The sequence below is a fragment of the Paenibacillus qinlingensis genome (assembly GCF_031455095.1).
GTDB classification, from domain to species: Bacteria; Bacillota; Bacilli; order Paenibacillales; family NBRC-103111; genus Paenibacillus_E; species Paenibacillus_E qinlingensis_A.
Genome location: NZ_JAVDSB010000001.1, coordinates 155,143 through 174,707 on the forward strand (window position 1 = coordinate 155,143; position 19,565 = coordinate 174,707).

General features: G+C 45.2%; 20 protein-coding genes. 11 read left to right on the forward strand and 9 right to left on the reverse strand.

From position 1 onward, the window contains the following. The first annotated feature begins 10 nt into the window (after positions 1-10). Together J2736_RS00730 and J2736_RS00735 are read left to right on the forward strand one after the other, a co-directional pair. Positions 11-1,309, forward strand: a complete 1,299-nt coding sequence (locus J2736_RS00730; RefSeq protein ID WP_310222555.1) for an efflux RND transporter periplasmic adaptor subunit — start codon at positions 11-13, stop codon at positions 1,307-1,309. Positions 1,310-1,344: 35 nt separating this feature from the next. Beyond that, complete coding sequence (locus tag J2736_RS00735; RefSeq protein WP_310222558.1) at positions 1,345-3,054, forward strand: hypothetical protein; 1,710 nt, start codon at positions 1,345-1,347, stop codon at positions 3,052-3,054. A 67-nt stretch (positions 3,055-3,121) separates the two neighbouring features. Here the strand turns inward: J2736_RS00735 and J2736_RS00740 are convergent, their stop codons facing one another. Continuing rightward, positions 3,122-4,030, reverse strand: a complete 909-nt coding sequence (locus J2736_RS00740; protein ID WP_310222560.1) for an AraC family transcriptional regulator — start codon at positions 4,028-4,030, stop codon at positions 3,122-3,124. 151 nt (positions 4,031-4,181) lie between these two features. On the opposite strand from J2736_RS00740, the gene J2736_RS00745 reads away from it, so the two are divergent. The 5 genes from J2736_RS00745 to J2736_RS00765 all read left to right on the forward strand — a co-directional run bounded on the left by J2736_RS00745 (position 4,182) and on the right by J2736_RS00765 (position 8,414). Beyond that, complete coding sequence (locus J2736_RS00745) at positions 4,182-5,024, forward strand: sugar phosphate isomerase/epimerase family protein (RefSeq protein WP_310222562.1); 843 nt, start codon at positions 4,182-4,184, stop codon at positions 5,022-5,024. Positions 5,025-5,026: 2 nt separating this feature from the next. Next, positions 5,027-6,046 carry a Gfo/Idh/MocA family protein gene (locus J2736_RS00750; protein WP_310222564.1) on the forward strand — a complete coding sequence of 340 codons (1,020 nt, stop codon included), beginning with the start codon at positions 5,027-5,029 and terminating at the stop codon, positions 6,044-6,046. Between the two features lie 163 nt (positions 6,047-6,209). Beyond that, the gene (locus J2736_RS00755; protein ID WP_310222566.1) at positions 6,210-6,509 is read left to right on the forward strand and encodes a hypothetical protein; all 300 of its coding nucleotides are present in this window, start codon (positions 6,210-6,212) and stop codon (positions 6,507-6,509) included. A 96-nt stretch (positions 6,510-6,605) separates the two neighbouring features. Beyond that, positions 6,606-6,875: a hypothetical protein gene (locus tag J2736_RS00760; protein WP_310222568.1), complete on the forward strand. Its 270-nt coding sequence runs from the start codon at positions 6,606-6,608 to the stop codon at positions 6,873-6,875. A gap of 153 nt (positions 6,876-7,028) precedes the next feature. Next, positions 7,029-8,414: an MATE family efflux transporter gene (locus J2736_RS00765; RefSeq protein ID WP_310222570.1), complete on the forward strand. Its 1,386-nt coding sequence runs from the start codon at positions 7,029-7,031 to the stop codon at positions 8,412-8,414. A gap of 158 nt (positions 8,415-8,572) precedes the next feature. Here J2736_RS00765 and J2736_RS00770 read toward each other — a convergent pair whose 3' ends face one another. The 3 genes from J2736_RS00770 to J2736_RS00780 form a co-directional block, all read right to left on the reverse strand. Beyond that, positions 8,573-9,334, reverse strand: coding sequence for a MerR family transcriptional regulator (locus tag J2736_RS00770; protein WP_310222572.1), 762 nt, complete (start codon positions 9,332-9,334; stop codon positions 8,573-8,575). A 49-nt stretch (positions 9,335-9,383) separates the two neighbouring features. Then, a complete protein-coding gene (locus tag J2736_RS00775) occupies positions 9,384-10,724 on the reverse strand; it encodes an amino acid permease (protein ID WP_310222574.1) in 1,341 nt (446 codons plus the stop codon). 76 nt (positions 10,725-10,800) lie between these two features. Then, positions 10,801-11,100, reverse strand: a complete 300-nt coding sequence (locus J2736_RS00780; protein WP_310222576.1) for a Rieske (2Fe-2S) protein — start codon at positions 11,098-11,100, stop codon at positions 10,801-10,803. Positions 11,101-11,199: 99 nt separating this feature from the next. On the opposite strand from J2736_RS00780, the gene J2736_RS00785 reads away from it, so the two are divergent. After that, a complete protein-coding gene (locus tag J2736_RS00785; RefSeq protein ID WP_310222578.1) occupies positions 11,200-12,285 on the forward strand; it encodes a threonine aldolase family protein in 1,086 nt (361 codons plus the stop codon). An 85-nt stretch (positions 12,286-12,370) separates the two neighbouring features. On the opposite strand, the gene J2736_RS00790 is transcribed toward J2736_RS00785, so the two are convergent. Next, positions 12,371-13,354 (reverse strand): 2-hydroxyacid dehydrogenase, encoded by a 984-nt coding sequence (locus tag J2736_RS00790; protein ID WP_310222579.1) that lies wholly within the window; start codon positions 13,352-13,354, stop codon positions 12,371-12,373. Between the two features lie 344 nt (positions 13,355-13,698). On the opposite strand from J2736_RS00790, the gene J2736_RS00795 reads away from it, so the two are divergent. After that, positions 13,699-14,388 carry a metal-dependent hydrolase gene (locus tag J2736_RS00795; RefSeq protein WP_310222581.1) on the forward strand — a complete coding sequence of 230 codons (690 nt, stop codon included), beginning with the start codon at positions 13,699-13,701 and terminating at the stop codon, positions 14,386-14,388. Between the two features lie 27 nt (positions 14,389-14,415). On the opposite strand, the gene J2736_RS00800 is transcribed toward J2736_RS00795, so the two are convergent. Next, the gene (locus J2736_RS00800) at positions 14,416-14,805 is read right to left on the reverse strand and encodes a helix-turn-helix transcriptional regulator (protein ID WP_310222583.1); all 390 of its coding nucleotides are present in this window, start codon (positions 14,803-14,805) and stop codon (positions 14,416-14,418) included. A 260-nt stretch (positions 14,806-15,065) separates the two neighbouring features. On the opposite strand from J2736_RS00800, the gene J2736_RS00805 reads away from it, so the two are divergent. Next, entirely contained in the window at positions 15,066-15,284 is a 219-nt protein-coding gene (locus tag J2736_RS00805) for a helix-turn-helix domain-containing protein (protein ID WP_216626255.1), read from the forward strand. A 51-nt stretch (positions 15,285-15,335) separates the two neighbouring features. Here J2736_RS00805 and J2736_RS00810 read toward each other — a convergent pair whose 3' ends face one another. From J2736_RS00810 to J2736_RS00820, 3 genes are all read right to left on the reverse strand, one after another. Beyond that, positions 15,336-16,727 carry an ABC transporter substrate-binding protein gene (locus J2736_RS00810; protein WP_310222586.1) on the reverse strand — a complete coding sequence of 464 codons (1,392 nt, stop codon included), beginning with the start codon at positions 16,725-16,727 and terminating at the stop codon, positions 15,336-15,338. An 88-nt stretch (positions 16,728-16,815) separates the two neighbouring features. After that, positions 16,816-17,637: a carbohydrate ABC transporter permease gene (locus J2736_RS00815; RefSeq protein WP_310222587.1), complete on the reverse strand. Its 822-nt coding sequence runs from the start codon at positions 17,635-17,637 to the stop codon at positions 16,816-16,818. Further along, positions 17,634-18,497: a carbohydrate ABC transporter permease gene (locus tag J2736_RS00820; RefSeq protein ID WP_310225144.1), complete on the reverse strand. Its 864-nt coding sequence runs from the start codon at positions 18,495-18,497 to the stop codon at positions 17,634-17,636. The genes J2736_RS00815 and J2736_RS00820 overlap by 4 nt, the downstream gene beginning before the upstream one ends. A gap of 303 nt (positions 18,498-18,800) precedes the next feature. Between J2736_RS00820 and J2736_RS00825 the strand changes: the two genes are divergently transcribed. Further along, positions 18,801-19,532: a glycerophosphodiester phosphodiesterase gene (locus J2736_RS00825; protein ID WP_310222589.1), complete on the forward strand. Its 732-nt coding sequence runs from the start codon at positions 18,801-18,803 to the stop codon at positions 19,530-19,532. The last annotated feature ends 33 nt before the right edge of the window (positions 19,533-19,565 follow it).

The window sequence follows — 19,565 nt, forward strand, 5'->3', positions numbered from 1 at the left end:
AGGCACATCGATGATTAACGAAGGTTCACGAAGAGGGCATAGCAAATATCGCTGGATGGGGGTCATCACGCTGTTAACCGCAGCAACAGTGTTGGCGACAGCCTGCTCTGTACCAGGAGGTAAGGATGCGGCAACCGTACAATTAACGCCTAAACCAGTCAAAACAGAAGCGATCAAGCTTCAAAAGATCAGTAATCCGATTGAACAGGTGGCAGATGTTGTTGCCGGAACGACGCTCGATGTGATGGCAAAAGCGAATGGTGAAGTTACCGAGGTTTTGAAGAAACGCGGTGAATATGTGACGAAAGGCGATGTCCTGTTCGTTATTGATAATAAAGATGCGTTATCGAATAAGCGCAAAAGTGAGCTTCAAGTGAAGAGTGCACAGGATTCGTTGCAGCAAGCAAGAGATAACAAAGTGAACACTCGCAAGGATCTTGCCGATAATGTTGCGCGTACCGAAACTGCGCTGAAGAATGCGCAGCAGGATTACAACAAAATTAGAAATGATTTTGATGCAGGTAGTGCTGTGCAACGCCAGGTAGATCAAGTCAAACAAGCGCTGGACAATGCTCAAATGAGCTTAGATGCTGCACAAAGTAAGCTATCTGCTTTCGATCATACCGATTCTATCTCTTCGATTCAGACGCAAGCAGAATCCGCGACTCTGAACTTGGAGGATGCGACGCGTTCTTTAGAAAATTATGAAGTGAAGGCGCCAGGCGATGGTATTCTGACGGATTTCAATATCGTTGTTGGTCAAACGGCATCCGCACAGGCAGGAAAGGTTGGTCAAATTCAGCAGGTCGATCCAATCAAAATAAAAACAGAGCTAGCTGAAACGAACTACCAGCTTGTGAAAAACAAGAAGGAGCTGTTGTACTACAACCCGAATACACCTGATAAGAAAGGCACTGCTAAGATTAGCTACTTAGCGCCAATCATGAGCGCTGCCTCCAAAACGTATACACTGGAATTGGAAGTACCAAATCCTGATCGTACGATTCAACCAGGCGTTCGTTATCAAGTCCAATTGACCACGGAGACGGAAGAGAAAGTGGCTGTCGTGCCTACACTTAGCATCATTCGTGAAGAATCCGATACCTTCGTATTCGTTCAGCAGGGTGACCAATTTATGAAACGGAAAGTGAAGCTTGGACGTATCAATGGTGAATTCCAAGAAGTACTGGAAGGCGTGAAAGAAGGCGACCAACTGGTTATCAGTGGACAGAACACGTTGAAAGACGGTCAAAAGGTGAACGCTCCGGCCGCATCAACTCAACCAACAACAACACCAGCAGCAAAGTAACATCATTGAAATTCATAATGAAGGAGATCGTATAGATGAAAAAGAGACCATGGAAGACCAGCATAACCGCTATTATGCTCGGAGCAATGATCGTTCAAGGAGGTACCGCCGCATGGGCAGCGGAGCCTCCTGCCGCAGTGGTAGCCGCACCTTCTGTGAATTATGGTTTGACGAATGATATTCGTGCCGCTGTCAAAAGTGTATCAGAAACACCGACAGCGACCGGTTCACAGGTTGCGGTGACTGTCCGCTTGTACAACGGTGGTACAACCTTAAATCGTGTACCGGAGCATGAGTTTCGCGTGCAAACGGCGAGTGGGATTTCCTACACGCTGAAACCGAGCGCAAGCAATAAAGCTTCTTTGCAACCAAAAGAAATTGCAGAACTTGTTTATTTTGCAGCAATTGATTCCAAGGAAATTGGTAAAATTGAAGGGATTTCCTTCGTGAATGTTGATTTATATACGTACCCGAAAGTCGAGACTACGCTGCTTTCAATGCCAACCAACCAAGTATGGTATGGCGGCATAGGAAGCGCGGCGCTTGAAAGCATCACTAACGTACAATGGGGCGGAGCTTTCATTATTCCTGGTGTGAATTCAGGGCTTACGTATGCGCCTGTTGAAGCCTCAATCCAGAACACGCAAACAGGTCGCGTAGCGGTGGTTACTGTGCTTGTGAACAATTCTGGAGCGGGTCGTGAAACCGTTCCTGCTTTCAGAATCGATGCGCAGTCCGAAACGAAGAATTACGAGGGCAAACGTACGGAAACAGCTCCAGTTGTTGTGAGCCCAGGTGAGAATACGTTAATCCATTACGCGATCCCTGTTGAGAATGGTGTGACACTTGCGAATTTGGTTGTGCTTTCGACAGAAACGTTTGTCCCGAAAGAGGGAGGACAACCTACGGAGCTAGCAACAGCTAAAGTGGGTATCAATTGGCCAGTGGATGGAAGTCCAGCGGCAGCAGCGTATTCGATCGGTCAACCCATTCCTTTCAATGCTGCTGCGAAATCAATTAGCAAGTTTATGCAAGCGTCTTTGATGGAGCTTCATCTACATGAGAATCCAGGTGAGGGGTATAAGACAGCCGTAGCGAAGTTCAAATTAACGAACACGAGCACAACGCCAGTCGTTACGCCACCGTTCCTATCGGAATTAACGAATAAGCAAGGTGTTACGTATCAAGGTACACGTCAAACGAACGTGACAAACTTAATGAATCCTGGCTTAAGTTATGTTGTCAGCTATTCTTATATAATTCCTCAGTCTGAGGATAGTGAAAGTTTCACTTTGAAAATATTAGATGGTCAGACTGCAGCACCGTATACACAAACGATTGCCGCTTTGACAACAGAACCTCAAAAGGAAACAACGGATGCTCCTATTTCCATGTATCCGTTTGACTTGAAAATTAACGATATCTCAACGAGTATGCAAACGACGGCACAATTGACTTACACGTATAAACTGAGAATGGATTTGAGCATTACACAGCAGGAGGATGTCGTTGTTGACAACAATTTCTCCAAACTAAGATTTGAAATTGTCGATCCAGCAGGACGAGTCGTTGGTGCCAAGGATGCTACTTTCGCAGGGCCTAACAAATTAGTGAGTGGCGTACAAACCATGGATGTATCGAATTTCTCATCTGAGCAATTCAGCTATCCATTCACAATTAATGTGTACGAAACCATTGAAACGCCGAACGGCACAGCGAAGCGCTTGCTCAAAACAATCAAATAATTGTTCTAAAACGAAGGGCAGTCTCTCTAGTAGAATTCATCTACGGAGGGACTGCCCTTTATTCTTTCTATTGATGAACCCTAGCCTTGACGGATTTCGCATAATCGGTAGGCGACATACCGAGAGTCTTTTTAAAGTCTCGCGAAAAATAGTGAATGCTCGTATAGCCAAGCAAGCTTGCAATTTCGGTGATATTGTAAGTACCTTCACGCATATAGGTTTTGGCTTGTTCGATCTTGAGCGATTTGAACGCTTCCATGACGCCCATCCCCTTCTGGGATTGGAATAGCTCCTTCATCCGGCTCTTTCCGAGATGGAAGGCTTGGCACACGTCATCTAACGTAAAGGAATCGGCAAGATGATCCCTGAAATAATCGAGTATTTGCCCAACGAGCCTTTGCTCATCTTTTTCCTTGTGCAGCGAGGATTGCTTTAATTTCTGGGCCTCTTTCAGGCTTGCCCCTGCGTCATGCTTACGAATGAGGGTGATGAGCAGTACTTCGAGATAAGCTTTGATCAGCTGTTCACTTGCGAAGGGCGCGCCAATATTTCTCTCAAGCAGATGAACAGATGGAGAGTCGAATGGAGGAAGAAAGGCATGGAATCCTTCTTGTGTGATGATCGAAAGCATATTGCGCTCACGATCGCCTAGGGATACGACTTTATTTGCCAGCTTATACATGGCCTCTGAAGGGCACGCAAAAGCGATAACAATGAGATTAGGCGGCTTATGTTCATGCCTGACATGAACAGTATGAAACTCCTCAGGCTTATGGAAAATCATGTTGCCCTGCACGAGGGTATGGATGACATCATCCGCACGCACCTCGACTTCACCTTTGTCCACGTAGAGAATTTCCCAGAAGTCATGCTGCTCACCATCGAATACAAACCCTTTGGCATATTCAAAATAGTGGAAAGAAATAAGTGCTTCAATCGAAAGTGATTCCTGTAAATAGATCCGTGGGAAATCCATGCTGTCCGTCCTCTCTAGGCGATTTTCTTCCCGATTACAGCCTATTTTACCACATTCATTTTAGCTAAAGTGCAAATATTTCGGCTTAAATGATAAATCCAATGTGACAGCCCTCTTTTATAATAAAGAAAAGAAGCGGAGGGATTTCATAATGAAAAAAGGGATTAATATTTGGTCATTTCCAGGCTCCATGAGCGTAAAAGATTGCATTACGACTGCGAAAAAAGCCGGGTTTGACGGCATTGAGTTAGCTTTGAATGAAACAGGTGAACTTAGCTTGGAAAGCACGGAAAGTGAAGTTCGTGCGTACCGCCAGCATGCCGACGAAACAGGTATTGAGATAAGCAGCTTAGCTACAGGCCTATTCTGGTCGTATTCGTTGACGAGCAGTGCACCTCAAACGCGTCAAAAAGCGAAAGACATCGTGAAGAAGCAACTTGAACATGCCGCGGTACTTGGTGTAGACACGATCCTCGTTGTCCCAGGTGCGGTAGGCGTTGATTTCATCCCTGATTCTGAAGTGGTCCGTTATGATCAAGCGTATGACTACTCCCTAGAAGCGTTTCAAGAGCTTTCGCAGGTTGCTGAGTCCTTGAAGATTTCGATTGGGATTGAAAATGTATGGAACAAGTTTTTACTATCTCCGCTGGAAATGCGTGATTTCATTGATAAAGTAAATTCTCCTTATGTAGGTGCTTATTTTGATGTGGGGAATGTCATCTTCTCCGGTTACCCGGAGCATTGGATTTCTATTTTGAGCCATCGTATTAAAAAAGTGCATTTCAAAGATTATCGCCGCGCAGCTGGCGGTTTGCATGGTTTCGTAGATTTACTTGCTGGTGATGTGAATTATCCAGAAGTTATGAAAACCCTTCAAACGATTGGATATGAAGATTATGTCATTGCTGAGATGATTCCAGGCTATACGCACTTCGGCGAGCAAATTGTCTACAACACATCCGGTGCCATGGATGCTATTCTGGGGAGGAAGTAATTATGTTAAGAATCGGACTAGTTGGATTAGGGTTCATGGGAAGAACACATTTGGAGAATTACGTACGACTCGAAGCAGAAGGTCTTGCTATTAAAGTTGTAGCATTATGCGATATCGATCCCGTGAAGCTTGAAGGCAACGCAGTTGCAGGAAATATTGCGACAGGTGATTCCGCGATCGATTTCAATCTCTATGTGAAATACACGAGTGTGTCTGAGATGATCGAGAAGGAACAATTGGATTTCGTAGATTTGGCTCTTCCGACGTATTTGCACCGCGATATTACAATTGAATGTCTGAATAAAGGTCTTCATGTGCTGTGCGAGAAGCCGATGGCATCCAATCCGCAAGAGTGTGCAGAGATGATCGCAGCTGCTGAAGCGAATGGTAAGCAATTGATGATTGGACAATGTTTACGCTTCTGGCCAGCTTATGTGTATTTGAAAGAAGCTGTTGAGAACGGGACATACGGTAAAGTGACAAGCGGATATTTCTACCGTGGCGGCGCAACACCGACTTGGGGACCGTGGCTAATCGATAAAGAGAAGAGCGGCGGAGCTTTGCTCGATATGCATGTTCATGATATCGATATGGTCAACTGGTTGTTTGGCAAACCGGAATCCGTTTCCTGTTTGGCACGTAATGTGGTTCCTGGCAGCGGCTACGATGTCGTGTCTACGAATTATTTGTACGGGGATGGTAAAGTTATCAATGCGCAAGCCGACTGGACGTTAGAAGGCGAGTACGGTTTCGAAATGGTGTACCGCGTCAACTTCGAGAAAGCTAATCTTATTTTCAATGCGAGCGGCTTGAAAGTGAATTTGAATGATGGACCTGGATTCACACCGGAGCTCTCCCCTGAGATGGGGTACTACTTGGAGCTGAAATATTTCGCGGAGACGCTTCTTGCTGGAGAGTCGGTCACAACGGCAACACCTGGAAGTACACGTGAAACGATCGAAATTGCTGTCGCTGAGATGGCATCGGCAGATAAGCAAGGGGCTTGGGTGGAAGTGAAGTAAATGGTAGGATAGTAACAACTTTGGAAATATAACTTTTGAGATTTATTTTGCAATGAAGTCATCATTTTGATATCGTTAAAATATCATTTTCACGCGTGAAGCACACGCCGTTAGCTCTTTTTTTGGAGCTAGCGGCGTTTTTATTTTTTTAGGAGGCGATTACATGTTTGAGAAGGAATATTCAATCTTTTGGAAGGAACAAGTGCAACGTGCAAGTGGGCAACGGCTTGAGGTGTTGGGTAGGGATTTGACTGGAACAAAGAAACTATTGGAGGTTGTGCTGTTTCCCGTATTGGGGACTCTCGATGGTTTGGTGCTTGAATTTGAAATGTTGAGTTTGTCAGGGGCGAAAATATTTGGTGACGTGTGTCACCCCTTGCTGCGGATCGTGTTCGAGGATGAGAGCTTCGTCACTCACGCCGAGAAAATCACGAGAGACCGATTTTCTTTTGAGAGGGCGTGAGCACGTTCAGTTGCGACACTTGGGTACACTTACTTTCCATATAGTCGCGATGAGCTAGAGAAAAAACCGAGTTTCTGCCAAAGAAACTTATACGAAATGATCGGCCGTATCGGAAATGTAGAAGGTGCAAGGTTGAACCAGATTCCTGTATATGAGCGGGAAGTTTTGAGATTCTCGTTGCTCACTAATAAACCTTTTCTATTGACGGATGTTTGTAGGTGGCTTCAACTAAAAAGAGAAGCTTGTCGCAAAGTCATGCGAGAGTTGGAAAGCAAACAATTGGTCTATGCAATCGGCGGAGGTTCTATGAGATGTCATAAATTTATGATTACTGAAAAGGCTGTTGCTTTGCTGCATCGTAAGTAATCATTTAGAGGGAGGTTAGTTTAATTCGACTAACTCGCGCAAGAAAGCGCCCCGCGTGAAGGAGTTAGTCAGAGTGTTAATAATTATCATTTGACTGCAATCGCTTTCGTATTCTATGCTAATTGCATTTGCGATTACTTGAGGTGAATACGAATGAAAGACATAGATTCAACGGCATCATGGCAAAAACTTCGTCTATTCGCAGTCACATGGCCGATTTTTATTGATTCTGTATTACGAATGATGTTAGGTACTGCGGATGTCTTCATGTTAAGCCGAATATCGGATGAAGTAACGGGGGCCGTAGGTTTGGCGAATGAAATCATCGTTTTCTGTATTTTGATGTTCGGTTTTGTGGGGATCGGGACGAGTGTAGCTGTTGCTCAGCATCTGGGCGCAGGTAAAGTGAAGGAAGCTAGCCGGATTTCCGCTTTGGCTATTACTATTAATTTGATTTTTGGTATTATCGTGAGCATTGCGTTAGTGGTGTTTGGCGAACCTTTGATGCATGTGATGAATTTGGAACCTACACAAATCGCGATTGCGAAAAAGTATTTGACTATCATCTCGGCATTTATTTGGATTGAAGCCTTGTCGTATGCGATTTCTTCTGTACTTCGCTCTAATGGTCAGACGAGAGATGTTATGTTCGTGACGTTAGGGGTCAATGTGATTCACATTGTGGGGAACAGTCTCTTGATATTCGGTAATCTGGGCTTCCCTGAATGGGGAGTAACGGGGGCTGCAGTATCTACGGTAGTAAGTCGACTTCTGGGACTGATTGTACTAGTGGTGATCTTGTACCGTCGCTTACAGGTGCCGATTCTACTAAAGCATTACGTGACTTTCAAGTCTAAAATTGTCAAACAAATACTTAGTATTGGTTTACCTTCGGCGGGGGAACATATTTCTTGGCAGTCCCAGTATTTGATGATTTTCAGCTTTATTAATATTATTGGGGCAACGGCGTTAAGTGCACATGTGTACGTCATGAATGTGACCAATTATTTCATGGCCCTGGGCATGGCGATTGGCATGGGAACGGAGATTATTATAGGACACATGGTGGGTGCAGGTGCATTTCAAGCTGCGTATCATAAATTGCTCCGAAGTCTGAAGTTTACCTTTGTCCTAACATTCGTTATTGTGGGCATTACGTCGATTTTCCGTAAAGAACTGCTCGGACTATTTACCGATAATCCCGATATTATTGCTATGGGTTCAACGATTCTACTTCTTTCAATCATTTTGGAACCTGGTAGAACCTTTAACTTGGTTGTTATTAATTCCTTGCGCGCGGCTGGTGATGCTAGATTCCCTGTGATGATGGGTGTTGTCTCCATGTGGGGGATTGCCGTTCCTTTAGCCTACTACCTGGGGATTCACCAAGAAATGGGCCTTCTCGGCGTATGGATTGCCTTTACAGTGGATGAGTGGGTGAGAGGCTTGCTGATGTATGTACGTTGGCGTAGCCGCGTATGGCAAACGAAATCACTTGTTAGACCAAGCGGCGAAGTATTAGCTGCTAAATCGATTTGATATACAAAAGAAGCCTTAAACTCTTATGGAGAGAGTCTAGGGCTTCTTTTTGCATTATGAGAATGGTGACACAAAGGTTGTGGCTGGCGGCTGGTAATATACTATATTCAGTTTCTTGTAAAAGAATTGGATGTTTGCACGAAATCATAGAAAACGTGCTAGTGTCCCCCTGTATAGATGTGGATCGCATCTCGCAGAAACTCTGCTGTACCTGGTTGCTTCACATCATAGTAAGCTTTGAAACGCTCATCATCCACGTACATTTGGGCAAGCCCGGCGTGAGCTTCTTTACTATATTCACTCCAATAGAACATCAGCCATTGTTTGTGCAGATCGGCTGCTTTCTGTGCTAGTGTGCTAGCTGGATCGCCTAGCTTGAAGGCTTCAGCTAATGTTTCGGTTACTTCTTCTGCCAGACGAGTCACTTCATCGTGCTGCTCTTGTGTCATATTCTTTAATTTCTGATTGCTCTTATTCACTTGCTCATCGCCATATTTCTCGCGAATTTCTTTTCCGTATTGTTTCTCATTATCCTCAATTAGCTTTTGTTTGAAGCCTTCGAATTTCTGATCATTTGACATCGTTATTCTCCCTTCTTTCGAAGCAATGGTGTGTTCCACATTCGCAATAAGAATGTCCAATTGCTTGCGTTTGTCGAGAAGCTGCTCCCGATGGTCTTTCAGTGCACGGGTTCCGTCAAAGCTAGGCGATGTTATGATTTCTTTGATCTGCTCGAGAGGAATGCCTAACTCTCGATAAAATAAAATCTGCTGCAGTCGATCTACCTCATCTTGCCCATAAATACGATATCCCGATGAGTTGATTCTTGCCGGCATAAGAAGTTCAATCTCATCGTAATAGCGCAGTGTACGCGTGCTGATGCCAGCCAACTTTCCCAAGTGCTGCACCGTATATTCCATCTGCTCACCTCCTGACACCTTAACTGTAAAGCTTTACGTAGCGTTAATGTCAACACCTTTTTTTCGCGCGTTTCGGCCAAGTAAAATGCACAGCATACGTGATAGCAGCGATTATTAAAATGAAAATCAAGCTAACGAAGAAGCCAGGGCGTGTTGTCGGGTGAAAAGCGGCTCCCGAGATGGCACTTAGAATGAGCAATATGCCTGCCCAACGTTTAACTACGTTTGATGTCGTACGTGTTAGCAAACGTCCAGAGGAAAGTAAGATGACCAACCAGATGAAGAGTAAGGTAAGACCCGCTGCGGTGGACATCACCGTATACAACTCCTCTGGTAGAATCAGCGAAAGAACAACCGCGGCAGCCATGCCGCCCGAAGTAAAACCAAGAGCAGGATAAGGGATCTGCCTTTTTCCCGTGGAACGGGTGAATAGGAACGGGGCGTCATGATCTTTGGCAAGAGCAACGAGGATAGATGTAACGGCGAACAAGGAAGCCACCATGGTTGAGAAGGCAGCGATAATCAGAATGGCGTTGAACACATGCGGCACATAGGGCAGTGGGTAGCTTTCTAAACTAACCTGAAAGGGACTTTTTTTGTCATGGAGAGCGTGTAAGGGCAGTAGGGTTAATACGAAAAAGAGGGAGACGATATAGAGGATAGCTAAAAGAAGGATCATAATGGATCCCGCTTTATGAGCTTCACTCGATTTGTCCAAACGCAGCGCGAAAAGCCCCATCATTTCTGTGCCACCGAATGCGTAGAAGGCATAGATGAAGGAAGACCAAGTACCTGTGAGCCCTGATGGTATAAATGTGTTCCCGTTTATCGGAAAGGAGAGGGGGTGAAGTCCGCCTGAAATCCATCCCAGGACCGCAGCCCCTGCAAGGAGAAGAAACATGAGAAGCGCAGATACTTTAATGAGTGCGAAAAAATGCTCAGATCGTTCAAAAGCTTCGGCCCCAAGCAGGATGACACCTACACCAAGACTCGCATAGATCAATGCAAACAGCCACATCGGAATAGTGGGAAACCAGAATCGTGTAAACAGGGATAGCGCGGCTAGCTGACTTCCCACAATCATTAACTGTGAGCCCCAGTAAATCCAGCCACAGCTAAACCCGGCCCAACGGCCGAATGCTATCTTAGCATAGGTCCGAAAGGAGCCTTGTTGTGGATTGTCGCCTGTCATTTGAATCAAAGCATCGAGCACAAAATAAGTGCCTGCCGCAGCCAAAATGAACATTAAGAGCATCGAAGCGCCGCTCATTGTTAGGCCGATTCCAGCTCCGAGGAAATAGCCAGTTCCTAGCGTACAGGCGACGCCGAGCAGCGAAAGCTGCCACCATGTCATGGTGCTGTTTGTTGGGCCGGTTGCATTTGTGGACATGCCGCCTCCTAAGCTGTTCAAGAGAAATGGATAATAACAGCCCATAGTATAGCTTGTCCATTGGTAAAATATACAGCTAGGATATGTCCATCAGAGCGAATAGATTGCCTTCTTTTTCGATAACCTCATAGGGTTGAAGTCTTGCATTAGGGACATTATGGCATCGGCCTGTATGTACTTCAAAGGTCCAGCCATGCAAAGGACATTCCAACTCGCCAGACTCAAGCTCTACGGCATAGCCGGCGTGGGGACAACGACTGGATAGCAGTGTGTAAACACCATCCGCTTCTGTAAGGAAGAATCGCTTCCCATTGACTTTCACTTCGGACGGGATTGCAGTAAACTGATCTTTAGAACCAATTAGGATTTCATTCATGGGAATGCTCCTTCACAAAGGGATTTCTTCACAACATTATTATAATTCAAATGACATCAAGATCTCTATGCCTAGGGCAAAACAAAGGAGCACGATTAATTGACCACAGTATCCCCCTTAGTTGCAGCGTTTCGCCAAGCATCCTATCCAGTGGGTGGGCACGGCCGCAAGAACATTCAAGTATTGAAAGAGGCTTTACATGAGTTCGATGACAAGCTCGAAAGTGACATTTATGGAACTGGTGAAAGTATAGAGGGATTTCAAGCGGAAATGGCCGCATATGTGGGCAAAGAGAAAGCTGTCTTCTTTCCTAGCGGAACTATGGCACAGCAAATTGCCTTACGCATTTGGTGTGACGAGAAGGGGAAACGCAAGGTCGCGTATCATCCATTAAGCCATTTGGAAATCCATGAAGAGGATGGCTTGAAAGAGCTGCACCAAATTGAATCACTTTTACTAGGCGAGAGAGATCGATTGATTCGCTTGGAAGAGATTTTGGCGCTGAACGATGAGATCGCGTGTCTCTTAATTGAGCTGCCACAGCGAGAGATAGGTGGTGTGCTGCCACCTTATGAAGAACTCGAGGCCATTTCGGCGCATTGTCGAGCTAACGGAATTAAGCTGCATCTGGATGGTGCTAGATTATACGAGGTGCTGCCGTATTATCAGAAATCAGCGGCAGAACTGTGTGCGCTTTTCGATAGTGTGTACATCTCGTTCTACAAAGGGATTGGCGGCGTCGCAGGTGCGATTCTGGCAGGTGATGAGGGATTTACGGCGAAATCGAAGGTATGGAAAAGGCGTCATGGCGGCGATTTGATTAGTCTCTATCCGTATTATCTCAGTGCGAGTTACTATTTCAAGCAACGTGAGCCCAAAATGGGTCAATACTACAAGGAAGCGGTGGAGCTTGCTTCGCTGTACAATAGCTGTGAGCACGTGGCTACTTTGCCACTGGTGCCGGTTACGAATATGTTCCACGTTCACATCTCGGTGCCGAAAGAGAAGCTAGAGCCCATCCTGGTCGCGTTATACGCTGAGACAGGTGTGGGGTTGATCCATTATCTGCGAGAGTCGAGCGAAGGGGTCTGTTCGTTCGAGGTGAGTATTGGCGATGCCTTTGCACAGATTCCGAAGGAGCTGCTAAAGCGGACGTTTGAGCGAATGGCGAATATGCTGCAGTGAGTGCCTATAGAGTAAAAAGATCCTCTTTCCTTTATGGCGATGAGGATCTTTTGTATATCGTCTTGGTAAGTTAGGTTGCTAAGCCTTAATTGGGAACCAAATCCTTAAGCTCCTGTACAACATAAGCCTTACCACCGTTCAATGCTTCGATGAGATTCTTAGCTGCAAGCTCAGCCATGTCATTACGAGTTCTTGCTGTCGCCGAGCCAATATGAGGTAAAGTAACCACATTCGGCATACGCAACAATGGATTATCCACAGGTGTTGGTTCGATATCGAAGACATCCAGACCCGCTCCGCGTATTTTTCCTTGTTGAAGTGCCTGAATCAACGCTTGTTCGTCTACAGTTGCTCCGCGGGAGGCATTAATGAAGATCGCGGATGACTTCATCCGATTAAATTGCTCCTCGCCAATCAAATGTTTCGTCTCTGGCGTGAGTGGCGTCATCACAACGATATAGTCGGATTCACTCAGTAACTCATCCAATTCGCAGAAGCGGGCATTGAAGCGCTCGTCTACTTCTTTTTTTGGACTGCGGCTGTGATACAGCAGGTTCATATCGAAGCCAAACACAGCACGCTGGGCAATTGCTTCCCCAATCCGTCCCATCCCGATGATTCCGAGTGTCGAATGATGAACATCCACACCGAATAATTCGGTGCTGCTTGTTCCCTTTTGCCAATTTCCCTGTTTCACATAAGCATCCAATTCTGCAATTCTCCTCCCTGCACTGAGCATCAAGGCGAGTACGAGATCGGCCACGGTGCCGTCCAGTACGTGAGGAGTGTGTGTACCAATTACGCCATGGGATCTCATCGCAGCGATATCAAAATGATTGTACCCGACGGAAGAAGTGCTCGCCACACGAAGCTTTGGTGCGCAGCTTAACAGTTCCTCGTCAATTGTTCCTCCCAGGATTCCCTCCACATCTGAGACCTTATCTAAGATGACATTACGGGGCATACTGCCTTCCTGATTCCAGAACGTACAATCTCCGTGGAGATTTAAATAATCTTGAACAGCTTCCGGCAATTGTTGGGTAACGAGTATTTTGGGCTTGGTCGACATGGGTATTCCTCCTTGAGTTTCTTATCTGAGAAAAAGTGCAGGGACAACGTGGCTATTACAAATGGCGTCTGGCAATCCTCGTTAGGCACATCTGACAAGACAAGCTAGTCTTTATGTAGTCTGTTACATTATAGCTAAACTTTTCAAAATATTATATTTAAATCTACTAGACCACTAGAGATACATTCTCCTGTTAAACGTGCACGAAATGTCTTAGCCAATTAGGCTGTAGTGATGCCCCTTACGAAACTTTCGGAAGGGGATATTTGTATCCTTTGGAAGCATTTTAATTCGTAGAGGCAATTATGCTAAAATGATCTTATAAACGCAAAGGAGTGAAATAAGTGAACATTATATTCCATGGTCAAAGCTGCGTGGAGATCCAATTGAAGGAACACAACCTCATTATTGACCCTTTCCTCACAGGTAACCCGCAAGCCGTTGCCAAAGCGGAGGACATTAAGGTCGATTACATCCTTGTTACGCATGGACATGGAGATCACGTCGGGGACACCGTTGCCATTGCGGAGCGAAATAATGCAACAGTTATTGCTCCTAATGATTTAGCTAGATACCTAGGCTTTCAAGGGGTTAAAACGCATGGAATGGGCATCGGCGGGGCATTTGAATTCCCTTTTGGCAAAGTGAAACTGACGTTGGCTTTACACGATTCTTCCTATAATCCGCCAGGTACGGAAGAAAGCATCTATGCAGGGATGGCGAGTGGATTCTTGCTCATGGTAGAGGGAAAAACGATCTATCACGCTGGTGACACGGGGCTGTTTAAAGATATGAAGCTGATTGGCAAAATGAATAAGATCGATCTGGCTTTTCTGCCTATCGGTGATAACTACACCATGGGACCGGAAGACGCGGTCATCGCGGCGGAATATTTGAAGGCAGAAGCCGTTGTTCCTATGCATTACAATACGTTCCCGGTCATTGAACAAGATCCTCACAAGTTTGTGAAAAGCCTAGAAAAAGAAGGCATTAAAGGCATAGTGATGACGCCAGGGGAAACAATTACCCTATAAGCGGGAAAGGCTGCTTGATCAGGAGGATTAGCTTTCGCTTTCCTTATTCGATTGACGATCCTTCCAGAATAGAACGGTAAGCATGCGCTCCACCCATTCCTTATCTTCAGGTGTTAAAATAAAACCATCGAACATAAGTTCATTTTCACGGAGAAAACGCCGCAGATTAACAGGATTGCTTTCAAACTGTTGATTTACTTGTGAAGATTCAAGGTAACCCGCAATATCCATCAGTTCTGAGTATGAGGTGTTGAGTCCCTCAGATAGTTTCATTAAGACGTCTGGTGATGGAATGCCGCGGTTTCCATTTTCGAGCTGGGAGATGTAAGCCGCGGACACACCAGAACGATCAGCTAGTTCGCGAATTGTGAAGCCTTTCATTTTGCGCATATCTCGTAATTTATCGTAAAAGTACATTGCTGCTCATCCTTTACTCAATAAAGTAAACATTAGTAAACGATATAATACTATCAGTTTACTATAGTAATTACAATGATGAGTTTTTGACATGCAGACGAACAAGCCAGCCACCTTGCGACTAACCATCGTAGGGTGGTTTTCCTTTTGTTCGTTGTTCCATTGATTACATGTGTAAACTTTTGTTGTTGCATTAGTTAATAAATGCGGTATACTTTACTTAGGACGAAGTGAGGATGGGGGACTGACATTCAACGCCGATGCATATTCAAATTAAAGCCAAAACAGATGCATTCATCAAGGCAAGGGTTATGAAAGGCTACTCACAACGAGAGCTGGCGCGGCACTCAGGTCTGAGCCATGCGTACATAAGTTTACTTGAACGGTCGATTAAATCAGTGGGGCCATCAACGGCAAAGCGATTAAGTGAAGTGTTGGAGATGGAGTTAGAGGAGCTTTTTCAGATCAACATCGCATGAAAATTAGAAAACCGATGCCCCGAAAGATTCGGGAACATCGGTTTGTTTTCATTATTTCACTGTCTTATTATAAGCTCCAATTTTCTCGGTAATACTCTTAGCTGCGTTATCCAGCGCTTCTTTTGGTGCTTTTTTACCAGTCAAAGCCTCTTCGATAGCCGTTTCGACGATTTGACGAGCTTCTGGGAATACGCCCATAACTGCACCTTGTGTAGCAGTGTTTGCTTTCGTTTTGTGCAATTGATCGATGGCCGTTTGGAATTGCGGGTATTTGGTGATGTTATCTTTGATAATCTGTTCATCGTAAGCTTTTTTGGTAATTGGGAAGTAACCCGTGTTTACGTTCCACCATGCTTGTGTTTGCGGATTGGTTAGGAATTTAATGAATTCCCATGCACCTTGTTGCTCCGCTGCCGACTTGTTGTTCAAGATGTAGAGACTTGCGCCACCGACAACAACGCCGCCTTCTTTGGCATCTGCTGGCTTAGGAAGCGGGCCTGTACCTACTTGGAATTTGCCTTCAGCACCGCTGACAATACCGCGAAGAGATGCTGTGGAATCCAATGTCATGGCGATTTGGCCAGCTAAAAAAGCTTTTTTCGTGTCATCTGTTTTACGGCCAAGGTTGGCGGATGTTTTGTTGTCGACCATCTCTTTCCACCATGTGAGCGTTTTGACACCAGCTTCATTGTTAACCAAGGCTTCTGTTGCAGCAGCGGTACGGCCGTTCCCGTTATTCAGGAATTCAACGCCTTGGTTCGCGAAGAATTGTTCCATGAACCAACCGTAGATGGCAAAGGAAGAACCTGATTTCCCGTCTTTACTTAATGCTTTAGATGCGTTCGCAATTTCTTCGTATGTCGTTGGTGGTTTTTCTGGATCAAGACCGGCAGCTTTGAACATATCTTTGTTGTAATACAAGATTGGATTAGACGTATTGAATGGCATGGAATTCAGTTTACCATCGACTTTGTAATAATTGAGAATGTTCTCTTCGAGCTGTGAAAGATCGAATTTATCCGCATCCACAAATTTTTGAACCGGTGTAATGGCTTTGGAATCGATCATGAAGCGGGAACCAATTTCATAAACCTGAATAAGGGAAGGACCGCTTTTGGTATCCATCGAAGCTTTCATTTTGTTAATACTCTCATCATAAGTACCTTGGAAGACAGCCTCAACTTGGACATTTTTCTGAGAGCTATTGAAATCTGCCACTAATTTATCGACGGCTTTGCCAAGCTCGCCACTCATGGAATGCCACCAGATCACTTTGACGGGTTCAGTCGGCTTCTTAACATCCGCAGCTGCTGTACTTGTAGCAGGTTTGCTTTCTGCCGCATTGCCTGAGGTCGTTGTTTCTGCTTTACCACAAGCACTCGTTAACAGCACCATAGCTGCAGTCATAGCAAGGATGGAGCCCTTTGTATTTAATGATTTCATCGTCTATTTCTCTCCCTTTTTTCTAAATTAAAATATATGGAAATCTGTTTCAGCATAGATACTGAACAGAGTGGCCATCAAGGATGGATTAACCTTTTACAGCACCAGCTGTAAGACCGCGAACAAGCTGCTTTAAACCCAAGACAAGTAATAATAGGGACGGCAGTAAAACGATGGTTACACCAGCCAGCACCAAGTTCCATACCGTCAATTCTTCGAATTGCAGCATCGCGATGCCAATTTGCACAGTACGCATGGCTTCACTGTTCGTAATGAGCAGAGGCCAGAGATACATGTTCCAGGCATTTAAAAAGGCATAAACAGCTAGTGTTGCCAAGGCTGGACGACCAAGCGGAAGCACAATCCGGAAGAACATGCGGAAGTGACCGCATCCATCGATGCGTGCTGCTTCGAACAGCTCTTTGGGCAGCTGTAAGAAGAATTGACGCAGAAGAAAGGTTCCGAAAGCTGTAGCCAGGAACGGAACGGTGAGACCTTGCATGCTATCGAGCCAGTCCCATTTTTTGATGGTTAGATAATTGGGAATAATGGTGACTTCCCACGGAATCATCATGGTCGCCATGAAGAGCGCGAAGATGATGGCCTTGCCTTTAAAACGAATATTGGTGAAGGCATAGGCAGCCATGCTTGATGTTATGAGCTGTCCCAGCGTAATAACAATAGACACAATAAGGCTATTGGTTACAAATTTAGCGATAGGCACAAGCTTAAAGACGGCGATCATGCTGCCTAAATAGAAGCTGCTAGGCAAGACTTTAGGCGGATAGGCGGAGGCTTCTTCGGGCGTCATCAATGCGGATGAGAATGTATAGAAAATGGGATAAAGAACAAGTGCTGCACAGATGATCAAAAGGGTGTAGACGAAGGTATTTTGCAAACGAGTCATCATTGATAGTGCACCTTCTTTTCAAATACTTTAAACTGAATGACCGTAAAAATAAGGATAATGGTGAAGAGCACAAGCGCTTGCGCGCTGCCTGTTCCGAATCGAAAGTTAATAAAGGCATCCTGATATAAGGTGTATACAAGTACATCTGTGGAGTTGACGGGACCACCTTTGGTCAGGATATGAATTTGTCCGAAAGACTGAAAAGCACCGATGATCGATACAATTGTGACGAAGAACACCGTTGGTGAAAGTAAAGGCAAGACGATTTGGATAAAGGTGCGAATGGGACCGGATCCATCGATTTTGGCACTATCATAGATCTCATCTGGAACGCCTTGGAGGCCGCTGAGCAGGACGATGTAAGTGAAGCCGAGATTCATCCAAACCGTCATCATGGAAACGGAAAGCAGTGCCCATCTAGGGTCCGTCAGCCAAGCTACCCGTGCTAATCCGACTTGCTCGAGCAGGTAATTCAACATTCCGACGCTTGGGTGAAAGAGCATCATCCAGATGACAGCGGAAGTCCCCACTGACAGCACGACAGGCAGGGAGAAAATAAATTGAAAGATTCGCATCCCTTTGAGCTGATTATGCGTCAAAGCTGCAAGTATTAATGCGATTACGATCACTGTAGGAACAGTTAGCAGTGTAAAGAGACCTGTAACTCCCAAACTTTGATAGAATCGTTCTGAGGTGAAAATAGCCGTGAAATTATCGAATCCAACAAAGGAAGCTACCCTGCCTCGCGGATCGGTTTCGTGTAGACTGAGATAGAAGGTTTGTATCAAGGGATAGAATAAAAAGACAGCAAACAGCAGGAGTGACGGAGATAAGAAGACATAACCAAGGATTGTCTCCATCCAGCTTTGACTGAATGCTGCCTTTCGTGGATACGCTGTATGTGCCTTCGTGTTTATTTTACTAGTGTGTGGTAAATCTCTTTCCATAGCATTCATTGCAAGCTCCTCCATGACCCTGTATTCGACAAGCACTTATGTGTATTAGATTAACTGTGGTTTATTTGACCAATGTCAAATTCATGTGAATGTTTTGTATAATTCTTGAAACCTTTACAAAATCAATAGACTTGTAGACTGGGCAAAATCAGGTGAATTCAACTATAATTTGAGCGTACTTAATAGCTTATCTTTCTAGGAGAGTGAATGATGAATAACCAAAAACCGATCGTGATAGGACATCGCGGAGCAGCTGGAGAAGCCCCCGAGAATACAATAGCCTCGTTCGCATTAGCTTTTGAACAAGGGGCTGAAGGGATAGAACTCGATGTTCAGATAACAAATGACGGCGAGGTTGTCGTGTGTCATGATCTAACGTTGGATCGTACGACCAATGGCTCTGGACTTATTTGCGAGAAGAGCTGGGAAGAGTTGAAAACGTTGGATGCTGGATTCTGGTTCTCGGAAGCATTCACCGGAGAGCGAATTCCTCATCTGCGTCAAGTTTATGAGCTTGTACCCCGAGGACATCTCATCAATGTGGAGATAAAGCACGCTTACGAGGGGAAAATGGAGAAGGCGTTGTTGGCCTTATTAGATGAGTTGGATCGATGGGAAGATACTGTCATCTCTTCTTTCGATCACAAATTGATGCTCAGGATCAAACAGGATCAGCCAAAAGCGAAAGTGGGGCTGCTCTATGCAGGTAATTTACTTGATCATGCGGCCTATGCGGGGCAATTTGGCGTAGAGGTCAATTCCTTGCACCCGTATCAACACAGCATCAACGAGGCGGATATTGCCGCGGCTGCAGCTGCGGGGCTGGCGGTTTATCCGTATACGGTGAATGAGGTTGCGGATTATAAGCGATTGATCTCTGCTGGTGTTACTGGCATTATTACGGATTATCCAGCGCGATTGCGGGAGCTGCTTGGCTAGTTTGATCAGAGGTTGGAATAAAAGAACCAGTAA

Excerpts from the sequence above, each read along its gene's own strand:
- J2736_RS00730 (WP_310222555.1), top strand. The coding sequence starts at position 11 with ATGATTAACGAAGGTTCACGAAGAGGGCATAGCAAATATCGCTGGATG.
- J2736_RS00735 (WP_310222558.1), top strand. The coding sequence starts at position 1,345 with ATGAAAAAGAGACCATGGAAGACCAGCATAACCGCTATTATGCTCGGA.
- J2736_RS00740 (WP_310222560.1), bottom strand. The coding sequence starts at position 4,030 with ATGGATTTCCCACGGATCTATTTACAGGAATCACTTTCGATTGAAGCA.
- J2736_RS00745 (WP_310222562.1), top strand. The coding sequence starts at position 4,182 with ATGAAAAAAGGGATTAATATTTGGTCATTTCCAGGCTCCATGAGCGTA.
- J2736_RS00750 (WP_310222564.1), top strand. The coding sequence starts at position 5,027 with ATGTTAAGAATCGGACTAGTTGGATTAGGGTTCATGGGAAGAACACAT.
- J2736_RS00755 (WP_310222566.1), top strand. The coding sequence starts at position 6,210 with ATGTTTGAGAAGGAATATTCAATCTTTTGGAAGGAACAAGTGCAACGT.
- J2736_RS00760 (WP_310222568.1), top strand. The coding sequence starts at position 6,606 with ATGATCGGCCGTATCGGAAATGTAGAAGGTGCAAGGTTGAACCAGATT.
- J2736_RS00765 (WP_310222570.1), top strand. The coding sequence starts at position 7,029 with ATGAAAGACATAGATTCAACGGCATCATGGCAAAAACTTCGTCTATTC.
- J2736_RS00770 (WP_310222572.1), bottom strand. The coding sequence starts at position 9,334 with ATGGAATATACGGTGCAGCACTTGGGAAAGTTGGCTGGCATCAGCACG.
- J2736_RS00775 (WP_310222574.1), bottom strand. The coding sequence starts at position 10,724 with ATGTCCACAAATGCAACCGGCCCAACAAACAGCACCATGACATGGTGG.
- J2736_RS00780 (WP_310222576.1), bottom strand. The coding sequence starts at position 11,100 with ATGAATGAAATCCTAATTGGTTCTAAAGATCAGTTTACTGCAATCCCG.
- J2736_RS00790 (WP_310222579.1), bottom strand. The coding sequence starts at position 13,354 with ATGTCGACCAAGCCCAAAATACTCGTTACCCAACAATTGCCGGAAGCT.
- J2736_RS00800 (WP_310222583.1), bottom strand. The coding sequence starts at position 14,805 with ATGTACTTTTACGATAAATTACGAGATATGCGCAAAATGAAAGGCTTC.
- J2736_RS00805 (WP_216626255.1), top strand. The coding sequence starts at position 15,066 with ATGCATATTCAAATTAAAGCCAAAACAGATGCATTCATCAAGGCAAGG.
- J2736_RS00810 (WP_310222586.1), bottom strand. The coding sequence starts at position 16,727 with ATGAAATCATTAAATACAAAGGGCTCCATCCTTGCTATGACTGCAGCT.
- J2736_RS00815 (WP_310222587.1), bottom strand. The coding sequence starts at position 17,637 with ATGATGACTCGTTTGCAAAATACCTTCGTCTACACCCTTTTGATCATC.
- J2736_RS00820 (WP_310225144.1), bottom strand. The coding sequence starts at position 18,497 with ATGGAGACAATCCTTGGTTATGTCTTCTTATCTCCGTCACTCCTGCTG.
- J2736_RS00825 (WP_310222589.1), top strand. The coding sequence starts at position 18,801 with ATGATGAATAACCAAAAACCGATCGTGATAGGACATCGCGGAGCAGCT.